Here is a 9,653-nt window from a genome sequence, read left to right as displayed (position 1 = left end):
AATAGAGGAGCCTGCAATCAATCGAACTACCGTATAAAAAGGCTTTAGTTGCTGCTAAAGCTTGGGCCTCACTTTACCTAAACTGGTTTAAAAAGAATAATAAAGATGGATGTATTATCCATACAAGCAAATTAATCAGGACAAATAACAGTTGGTTTTGCTCCTGCGTCGCTATTTTAACCAACTATCATTTGCCCATTATTTGGGCGTTAGCCCTTTTAATAAATATCATATCTATGGATGATTATAATGATAAAAAAACTATCTTTCGTTTTAACAATAATCTTTTTGATTACCTCTAGATTTATATTTTCTGCCGAGTTTAACACCGGGAAACGAGTAAATATAAGCTCAACTCATTTAAATGAAGAACGTGAAATTCAGATCTTACTGCCAGAATCTTACCGTAGTAACACGAAAGCAACTTATCCCGTTATTTACCTTTTAGATGGTGATTTTACTTTTCAGGGAGTATCAGGAATGTTGGATTTTATGGCAAATAAAGGGCAATTGATTCCAGATGTTATTTTGGTGGGTATCGCAGATAAGGGAACTGATAAGTATCGCCAATATATGACACCAGCGGGATTAACCGCACCTTTTGAAAAAGATGATTCTGGTAAAGCAAAGCAATTTTTAAATTTTTTAGAACAAGAGGTTAAGCCTTATATAAGTAACAATTACAGAGTCGCAAATAACTCTATACTCGTTGGTCATTCTATGGGGGGATTGTTTGTATTAAATGCATTATTTGAATCACCAAATGCTTTTGAGCATTTTGTATCCATGAGTCCATCTGTTTGGCTAAATGATCATGCCATTATGGCAAAAGCTAAAAAATTTATTGGAATGAGTAAACATGACCAAGTATCTTTGTATTTATCATTAGGAGATGAAACTAGGCAAGGGGTATATGGGGTTTTACAATTATTAGATGAAAATCAACCTAAGAATATTCAGTGGCAGTTTTCGCATTACCCAAATGAAAATCACAATTCGGTTGGGCTAGTTTCATTACGTAGTGATTTAAAAGCTATATTTAATGGATGGTTTATAGCGAATAAAAAATTATCTTCTATGTCAGCAGAACGCTTGCTTGCGCATTACAAGGAGCTATCTCTTTCCTTAACTATTAACCAGCCAATACCAACGCCAAGTATTAAATCTGCTATTCGATATTTTTATAGGCAAAAAAAGACAGATGAAATACCTGCGTTTATGGCTAGGGTGAAAAATGAACTCCCTGCCTCGGAGCAAGGCTTTATTATTATGCTGGCTCGTTACGTTGGACATTTCGAATCTCCTGAGGCTGCATTAAAAATTTTGCTAAAATCTGAAGTTGACTTTAATTACTCTGTAGAGTATTTAAAAAGTATAGCTTTAACTTATGAGCAGCTAGGGGATAAAAAACTTGCCTTAAATTATTATGAAAAAGTATTTAAATTAGCAAAATCATATAAAAGTAATCAGTGGCAAATAAATATTATAAAGGCTAAGTTACTGGATAATCAGGCCTAGTATCAAGTTTAAAGTGCAACAATAACGATTATATTCCATAGTACATCTCCTCTGGTGTTTTATAGTTGTGACGCTTTCTTGGTCGTTGATTTAACTTTTTAGCAATTTGATCGCATTGTCGTTGTGTGATCATTTTCATGCTTTTTGTCTTAGGAAGATACTGGCGAATAAGGCCATTAACGTGTTCATTACTTTCCCTTTCCCAAGAGTGGTAAGGATTGGCAAAGTAGAACGTAGTTTGACCGCATTTCTCGATTTTCTTGTATTGATGAAATTCGGTACCATTGTCTGACGTAATAGTTTTGAATGCTTGTGGCATTCTCTTCATCAACGTTATCGTCTTATTATTCAGTGAGATGGCAGTTTTATTAGGAAGCTTTCCAATCATCACATAGCCTGTTTTTCGTTCTAATAACGTCACTATGCAATGGAGGCTACCTCGGCCATGAACGGTATCTACCTCCCAGTGTCCCATTTCCTGACGAGTTTCTACACTTGCTGGGCGTTCACTTATATTTCGTTTATCTGCTAGACGACCGCGACTGTCATAGGCTTTATAGCGTTTTCGACGTTGCTTTGGTGATTGGCGAAGGTGAGTCCATAAATTACCTCCTTTCGCTTTATCACGCCAAATATATTGATAAATGGTTTCATGACTCATGCATTTCGCCGTTAATTTAAACCGGTGAATATGTCCGACTATTTGTTCGGGTGAATATTTTTTTCTTAACAACTTACACACGAGTAGAAAGTCATATTCAGACAATGGGGCACCGATGAAAGCCCAAACGATGAAGGCTAAGATGGAATAGCTTGGCGTATTGCCATCATACAGCAGACCAAGGGATAGCGATGATAACCCTTATTCAGAGGCATTGTTTAGAACCTTAAAATATCGTCCTGAATGGCCATCATCAGGGTTTGCTAGCCTTGAAGTAGCGAGGGATTGGGTTCGAAATTTTGTCGATTGGTACAACAACAAACATAGACACAGTCAAATAAACTTCGTTACTCCAGCATAGCGTCATCGTGGCGAAGACAAAGTAATTTTAGCTAATAGAGCGTTAGTACTAAAAAAGGCAAGAGAGGCAAACCCAATACGTTGGTCTCGTGATATTAGGAATTGCGAACCAGCAGGCTCAGTATCATTGAACCCAGAAAAGGAAAGTATAAAAAACGCACAAAAGGAAGTCGCTTAACAAAATTAGGGTAAACAGTGCCAACTATCTTGAAAAACACCGAATCTCTTGTACATCAAATGCACTATTATTTGCTATCTCGGTAACAATACCTAAATCAATTATTCCGTTTTGTATTTCATGCAATATTTGATGATTAGGAGCAGCTTTGACTTGAACAACAAGCTTCGTATGCTTAATAACTTAGGGTAAATACTAAAGTTGTCGAGGACCGAGAGTGTGCTATAGGTAGAATGTGTATCGCTGTTTTTGGCGAGGGTTTTAAAGGCTTTAATATTGCTCACCTTGTTACAACTGATGGTCTTGGTGTTGAACTATTTTAAAATGAAAGAGAGACAAGAGTGCCACAAAGTGGATTTTTCTCGAATTGGTATTTTCCATTTTTGTGTTCAAACGGATGATTTTAATAGCGTGATTGAGCGTACAGAAAAGTTCGGTGGAAAAGTGCGAATGGACATCATGAGATGCCACCCAGAAGATGATAATAAGCCTTCTAAAATGGTTTACCTAGAAGACCCATTCGGCAATTTATTTGAACTTTACTCCCATACGTATGAAGAAATTTACGCTGTTGATTATGAATAATAAATAAGTATAGCGAAATAGGGGGGTACTTCCCCTTATCAAAGTGGCTTAATTATCGGAGGAACAGCCGCTTTGTGGTAAAAGTGAGCAATAGCTCGTAATCAATGACCAACTAAAAACAGGTCACGCTAAGGAATTGTTAGTGCCTTGAGTTCAACCGATGCAGAACGATCCTAAAATCAGTATTAATGAATTTACAGAATGTTTAAGGTGGGTTGAACGTAAAGATAATATGTAAAACATGGTCTAATATGTATATAAATTCACCGGAGGAACTTATGAATTTGTATGAAAACAGATCAGTGTCTAGCTTGTTTCCACTCGTCATTATGTACTGTCTTATCAGTACGTCTCTTTTGGCAGCACAAATTTCGGATCCGGATGCATCCCAAAAAGCCTCAATAGATAAAATGCATCACAAACTGCATATTGATCAGGCTCCCTTTAAACTACAAGAAGTGCAGGCACTTAAAGAACTTAATGAAATGACCATTATTGATGATGTTAAACTTGAAAATATCGATGTCAAGATTGATGAACTTATGGCGGCAAAAACACAGATTATGCGCCTAAGATATGAGCACCTGATCGAAATGCGTGCAATTCTTTCCGATGCACAAAAAGTACCATACGACAAAAACGTATTAAAGCGATCGCTTGTTAAGTAATAAATAATCCCCCTTGGAGTGAAAATTATAAGTGAGAGGAGAATTTTCTAGTTTTTATTGAGTTGTTGATGAGCAAGCACGGTATAGCTTGCCCTTATTATTTATCACCTGGATAGGATGTTGATAAATCGAAACTCTGGGATCTGATATTGAATAGTGCACAGAACCCAAAAACATTTTACTGGTACAATTGCTAATGTTGCCTTTGTGGCAGAAGAACCGTTTCTCATTATTAATGACACCTCCACATATTACGTAAGGATACTGATATATCCTACGTGTAGATTTTAGGGTAAGAACGTTATTTTGCTACTATATTACTTTAATGGCAATTTTATTGAATAAAAGCAGTGCCCATACTCGTCTCATTCTCCCCGCCACATTTGAAGAAACCGCAACTTTAACGAGTTGCGGTTTTTTTTCGTTTTGAATGAAGTAATGGTAAACCAAAGGGTCTGTAGCATTAAACCGGAAGAAAATTTCCAGTGGCTATATCCTGCGAGTAAAGAAGGTTATATCAATATAGTTATTATCTTATAGACAAAGTGTTTTATTGATGTAATCTAAAATTACTATTCAATTTAATAAGAATAAATAATGCAAAGATTAAGAGAATCTCAACAGGCGTTAACTCTTATTTATAACGCTTATAATGACGCAGCAACTAAGTCACTAGCACCCTTAGACATTGATGATGCTGAGGTCCTGAAAAATTTACTTAATACCGTGATGAATCGAGAATCTGTATCACATATGCAAAATAAAAAAACACTTAAAGAAAGTACGGAACTTCGAAGCGCACTAGCCGATGTACTATTGTTACTTGATGATTGTGATATTAAAGAAATTAAAGCGAATATGAAAAAAGCCACCTCTACAGCGGTATAAAAGCAGACTAAGCTACTGTTAGGGCTTGTTGTACAAAACTAGCCGATTGCTACATTAAAAAAGCCCATTACCTAAGTAATGGGTTTTTTATTTTTTGCCGGCAACTAAAATAAAATCTACATTAGTCTGCTATTGCTCTATAAAGCTCGGCTATAACAGCGTAGGATCAAATTACTTTCGATAAAAATTAGGTTTGCACTTATAGCAATTGGCTAATAGGTGCACTAATACCAACTTAATCAAAATGGTATACATAAAAATATGCAACTAACAGCAAAAGCATCACGTACTAACGCTTTACTTATTTCAATTTGCACACCGGATTTTAAAGGTGATGAGGCAACTGAATCACTGGCAGAGTTGGCGCGTTTAGTGACGACGTTAGGCTTTAAAGTGGTTGGTAGTCAGTCGCAAAAGCAGAGTTCGACTAAAAAAATTAATGTATTGGGTTTAGGGAAACTGGCTGAAATAGCGCACCTCACTGGCAACAAAGGTGAAGTTAACACCGAAGTAGAAGCGGGCGAGGTTTTACCGGAAGAAGAAGTTGATGAAACGCCATTTAGTGATATTCCCTCGGACAACCTGCCGTTTGCTTGTGCGGATGTAGTAGTATTTGATTGTGATTTAAGCCCATCGCAGTTGCGTAATGTCGAGAATCAATTAGGCGTAGAGGTGTTTGACCGTACCGGCATTATTATTGAAATATTTAGTCGCCATGCCCGTACCAAAACAGCAAAATTACAAGTTGAAATTGCTCGCTTAAATTATGTCGCGCCACGGCTTCGTGAGACATCATGTGGTGATAAAGAACGTCAAATGGGTAAAGGCGCTGGCGAAACTACGTTAGAGCTAAACCGCCGGAAAGTTCGTGACCAATTAGCTGAACTCAAGCGCGAGTTGGTGAGTGTGCAAGATGAAATGAAGGGCAGGCGTAGCCAACGTGCTGAACTTTTTTGTGTTGCTTTGGTGGGTTATACCAATGCCGGTAAGTCATCATTGATGCGAGCGATTACCGGTAGTGATGTCGAAGGTGAAAACAAACTTTTTGCCACCCTTGATACTACGGTTCGGGCCTTGTTTCCAATCACTCAACCTCGAATATTAGTATCAGATACGGTTGGCTTTATTAAAAAATTACCGCACGATTTAGTCGCCTCATTCCATTCAACCTTAGCAGAAGCACATGATGCTTCATTATTGTTATATGTCGTAGATGCTTCAGATCCTTCTTTTCGTGCGCAACTCGATGTAGTGCACGGCGTATTGGAAGAAGTCGGTGTTGAGGACAGTAAAAAATTACTGATACTGAATAAATCTGATCAACTTAGCCGTGAGCAACAACAAGCATTGATGGATGAGTTTCCTGAAGCCATGATGACATCGGCTCGTGATCCGGCTGATATCAGTAAATTGCATAAATATATCGTTGCAATTGCGCAGGATGAGATGGTTGAAGAAGAGATTATTGTTCCTTACACTGCTAACGGTATCATAGGTGAAATTCGCTCAAAAATGAGTGTCACCAAGGAAGAGTATGAAAGTGATCATATCAAGATTACGGTTAGGTCAAATGCGATTGATTTAGCACGATTGAAAAAGCGGATGCAGAGCTTATAAAGCTAAGCGCAAGCAATAGCTAATTTAACAGGGTCAGCATGCCGGTAAATAAAGCTCATCTGACCCTGACTAATACCAACGAATGACCGATTAAACTGTTTTAGAAAAGTTTAATCGGTTTTCATTGCTAATCTTTAGGTTATTCTTAGATAGTTTTTAACGATAAAATGCTTCAACAGTGCCTTTTATTGTCATCATAAGCGGTTGTCCACGACGGTCTAACGCTTTTTTCGATGGCACTTTTACCCAACCTTCACTGATGCAATATTCCTCAACATCGAAACGTTCTTTGCCATTAAGCGTAATACCAATTTCGTGCTCGAAAACTTGCTCATCATGGTGAGGGCTACGGGGATTACCAGAAAGGTGATCCGGTAAAGCTGGTTTCGATGTAGTGTCGTTCATGTTCGTGACCTGTGATAAATAAATAGTGCGCTATTGTAGGCAATATAGGCTTACCGCTCAAGTGTTGCCGTAATAAATGTTGCTAAAACAACACGTACTGTGCCGCACGTTTAAACTCTTTTTTGACCGAGTTTACTTAATGTAAGACAAAGGTGAGACTAAATGAGCTGCGAACCAGTAACGTTAACCGTTATGGTTTTGTATTATGGAACAAATCCTTATCATCCTCACCTTAAGAGACACACCAACGTAACTGCTGAAGCTAGTAAGATGTGCTAACCCTGCAAACTAAACTCATAGCCATTGAGGCTAATAACGGCATTTTCAGTTATGGGCATTATATTGTCGATGACTTTTTGGTTAATCATTATTTGCACATTTCCTCTAGCGGGCTGCGCCGGTCTTATATAAAAACCGTTTTGATAAACTAAATAAGCGATGGTGTCTTTTTTGTCACTGCCTAGTATTATTTGGCCGTTATCAATACTTAAAGACAATTCTTTTGCTAATAAAACCCAACGAGAAGATAAGTCTTTGGCCATTGACGGCCACGCAAGTTTAGTCTTATCAAGGTTGATAAATTCATGGCCTTTGTTATTTAATTGCATAATAAGGGCCGAGCACTCTTTTACTGTAACCTTTATGTCTAATTGGCATAGCGCAATTTCGCCTTTATTTGCGCCACCTAAAATTAATTGAGAAGCTTGGTTAATATTGACCTTTTGCTGTGCAGCCAGTTTAATACCATTAAAAATGCTGCCGTTAGTGCTACCTTGTTCTTCCAAATAAAAGTTATTGTTTTGGTAACTAAATAGACACTGTTTACCTACGCGTGATATCTGTTGATAACCAATGGAAAATGACGTACTTGGCTCTATGGCTAACCGGCCTAACGCTAATGTACCTGCGGTGAAAATATAACAATTTGCTAAAGCACCTTGACCGATCACCGCGCCTTGTATTGGCGTGATATTTTCATCAAAAGCTATGCTGTTAGTGAGCTTTGCACCCTCTGTATTTAAGTTAACGGCTAACTTTTTGACATCGTTATGCTGAGCGAAGGTAAAATGGCCTTTACGTTGCAGAAAAACCATAAAAATTAAGAAGGTTATTAATATGATACTAGCAACAACATAATAAAATGAGTAGGGCATGTTAGCTCGAATAAAAATCAGTGTTTTGGTATTATGTTTGACGTTAGCTACCGGCAGTCCTAATTGCGCAAAGACCTGGTGTAATTCAATATCAAGTTCGCCGGTTGGTAAATAAGTATTATATAAATATTTTCGGCTACTAGTTTGATGAAATAACTCACTTTTATTATCAAACTGCTGTAATAACTTGCTTGATAAAAAACCATTGATACTTTTTAACTGCTTATGTATTAAGACCAGCTCTTTGGCTAAAAAGTCTTGGAATATTAATTCGAATTGATACTGGCGTGGTAAGTTTTTTAGTTTTACCACAAGAATAGCCCCCATATCCTGAGCTAATTTTTTAGCATTATTGGCGAACCAGTGGCCAATACATTGTTTATCACAGTGCCTGAAGTTATTTGAGTATTCACTGTACTCGCTATGATTTTCAATTATTTTCTTGGTTGCCAAGTCAATTAAATCAGCTGAGAGTTCAAACCGCCACGTATCAGCGCTGGTGTTGGTTAACTGATTCAGCTTATGGACTGTTAGGTTGAAACGAATGGCTAAATTTACCTGCTCTTTGCTTAGTTGAAATAATGTTTGTTCTGTCAGCTGTTTAGTGCCAGTTAACAGTGTTATATCAGCGACATCAAAATTTTCAGCGATAAGTTGTTCGGTTATTGTTTTTTCAATTAAAGCGTAAGCAGGCCGTAGCGTTTCATTAATTTCATGTTCTGGTTTCTTTAATAATATTACTTGCCATGTTTGCTGGGCATAGTTGTGATTGATACTATTTTTTGAGTCCCTAGTCGGTTTATTATCAGTTGAAAACCAAACGTTCATTGAAAAAAGCAATAACATAAAAAACGACATCAGCAGAGCACTTATTATCAGTGTTAATTTCTTCTGATACCAATAACTGTTACTTACTGTTTTTATTAAAGAAGCACTTGTGTTTTCAAGTTCGACATTGCTTGTGTTAGCTGAAGCTGTTAAAGGTAAATAGCAAAGAGCTTGCGCTAAACTACTGACCAGTTTGATATTGAGCGGTAGTTGTTTATCAAGATCTTGTCTATTGGCCTCAGGGACTAAAAAGCATACTTTGTTATTGTTTTTATGCCATTGTTTTATTTGTTTAGCAGCTAACTGTTGTTTGAGGCTAATTTCGCTAATACCTTGAATATTTCTATTGCTGGTATTCACTTCACCGGTAGCACAGATCACCTGATCACCAGCGCTGACTTGTCCATCGCCTAAAATATTGTCATTTTTTGCCGCATGAGCTAAATAAAAAGCTAATTGCCAACTATTACCATGATCAATACGATCACTTATATTGATACGGTAACTGCAGGCGCCAAAATCTTGTTGAATTATACCCGCGCCTTTTTTGACAAAGTTATGGTAGGCACTACTAATATTTGCTGTTGTGGAGGTGCCATTTATGGAAACAATGGAGCTAATATCGGCATCATCTATAGCGGTTATATTTTGTATAGCGACTAGCCCTTGCGTAGTGGCAACAAAAATATGCAATTTCATTGGCTTTCTTTCATCTGTGAAGTGTTATTTATACCCGTTATTTACCCATTTTATATAGGCATGTTAGATGCCTAATTTACCAAGCAGATTCA

6 protein-coding genes and 3 pseudogenes are annotated in these 9,653 nt (G+C 37.3%); 6 read left to right on the top strand and 3 right to left on the bottom strand.

What is annotated here, in order from left to right; all coding sequences use genetic code 11:
• The first annotated feature begins 249 nt into the window (after positions 1-249).
• Positions 250-1,518: an alpha/beta fold hydrolase gene (locus ASU03_RS08480; RefSeq protein ID WP_057831429.1), complete on the top strand. Its 1,269-nt coding sequence runs from the start codon at positions 250-252 to the stop codon at positions 1,516-1,518.
• Positions 1,519-1,546: 28 nt separating this feature from the next.
• Here the strand turns inward: ASU03_RS08480 and ASU03_RS08475 are convergent.
• Positions 1,547-2,281: pseudogene (locus ASU03_RS08475) on the bottom strand (IS30 family transposase); the annotation flags it as partial.
• Between ASU03_RS08475 and ASU03_RS21445 the strand changes: the two are divergent.
• The 5 genes and pseudogenes from ASU03_RS21445 to hflX form a co-directional block, all read left to right on the top strand.
• Positions 2,274-2,717: pseudogene (locus ASU03_RS21445) on the top strand (integrase core domain-containing protein); the annotation flags it as partial. The pseudogenes ASU03_RS08475 and ASU03_RS21445 overlap by 8 nt on opposite strands.
• A 191-nt stretch (positions 2,718-2,908) precedes the next feature.
• A pseudogene (locus tag ASU03_RS08470) lies at positions 2,909-3,302 on the top strand (VOC family protein); the annotation flags it as partial.
• A gap of 356 nt (positions 3,303-3,658) precedes the next feature.
• Positions 3,659-3,970, top strand: a complete 312-nt coding sequence (locus tag ASU03_RS08465; RefSeq protein ID WP_157465863.1) for a hypothetical protein — start codon at positions 3,659-3,661, stop codon at positions 3,968-3,970.
• A 597-nt stretch (positions 3,971-4,567) separates the two neighbouring features.
• Positions 4,568-4,858: a hypothetical protein gene (locus tag ASU03_RS08460; RefSeq protein WP_057831426.1), complete on the top strand. Its 291-nt coding sequence runs from the start codon at positions 4,568-4,570 to the stop codon at positions 4,856-4,858.
• A gap of 261 nt (positions 4,859-5,119) precedes the next feature.
• Positions 5,120-6,475, top strand: a complete 1,356-nt coding sequence (gene hflX, locus ASU03_RS08455; RefSeq protein ID WP_057831425.1) for a GTPase HflX — start codon at positions 5,120-5,122, stop codon at positions 6,473-6,475.
• A 156-nt stretch (positions 6,476-6,631) separates the two neighbouring features.
• Here hflX and ASU03_RS08450 read toward each other — a convergent pair whose 3' ends face one another.
• The gene (locus tag ASU03_RS08450; RefSeq protein ID WP_057181036.1) at positions 6,632-6,880 is read right to left on the bottom strand and encodes a DUF3297 family protein; all 249 of its coding nucleotides are present in this window, start codon (positions 6,878-6,880) and stop codon (positions 6,632-6,634) included.
• A gap of 275 nt (positions 6,881-7,155) precedes the next feature.
• Positions 7,156-9,561, bottom strand: coding sequence for an FHA domain-containing protein (locus ASU03_RS08445; protein WP_057831424.1), 2,406 nt, complete (start codon positions 9,559-9,561; stop codon positions 7,156-7,158).
• Between the last annotated feature and the right edge of the window lie 92 nt (positions 9,562-9,653).

This window comes from Colwellia sp. TT2012, assembly GCF_001440345.1.
Taxonomy (GTDB): Bacteria; Pseudomonadota; Gammaproteobacteria; order Enterobacterales; family Alteromonadaceae; genus Colwellia.
This window is presented reverse-complemented; position numbering and strand designations above follow the sequence as displayed.

What these genes read in the sequence shown, in the direction of transcription:
- ASU03_RS08480 (WP_057831429.1), top strand. Translation starts at nt 250, where the DNA reads ATGATAAAAAAACTATCTTTCGTTTTAACAATAATCTTTTTGATTACC.
- ASU03_RS08460 (WP_057831426.1), top strand. Translation starts at nt 4,568, where the DNA reads ATGCAAAGATTAAGAGAATCTCAACAGGCGTTAACTCTTATTTATAAC.
- hflX (WP_057831425.1), top strand. Translation starts at nt 5,120, where the DNA reads ATGCAACTAACAGCAAAAGCATCACGTACTAACGCTTTACTTATTTCA.
- ASU03_RS08450 (WP_057181036.1), bottom strand. Translation starts at nt 6,880, where the DNA reads ATGAACGACACTACATCGAAACCAGCTTTACCGGATCACCTTTCTGGT.
- ASU03_RS08445 (WP_057831424.1), bottom strand. Translation starts at nt 9,561, where the DNA reads ATGAAATTGCATATTTTTGTTGCCACTACGCAAGGGCTAGTCGCTATA.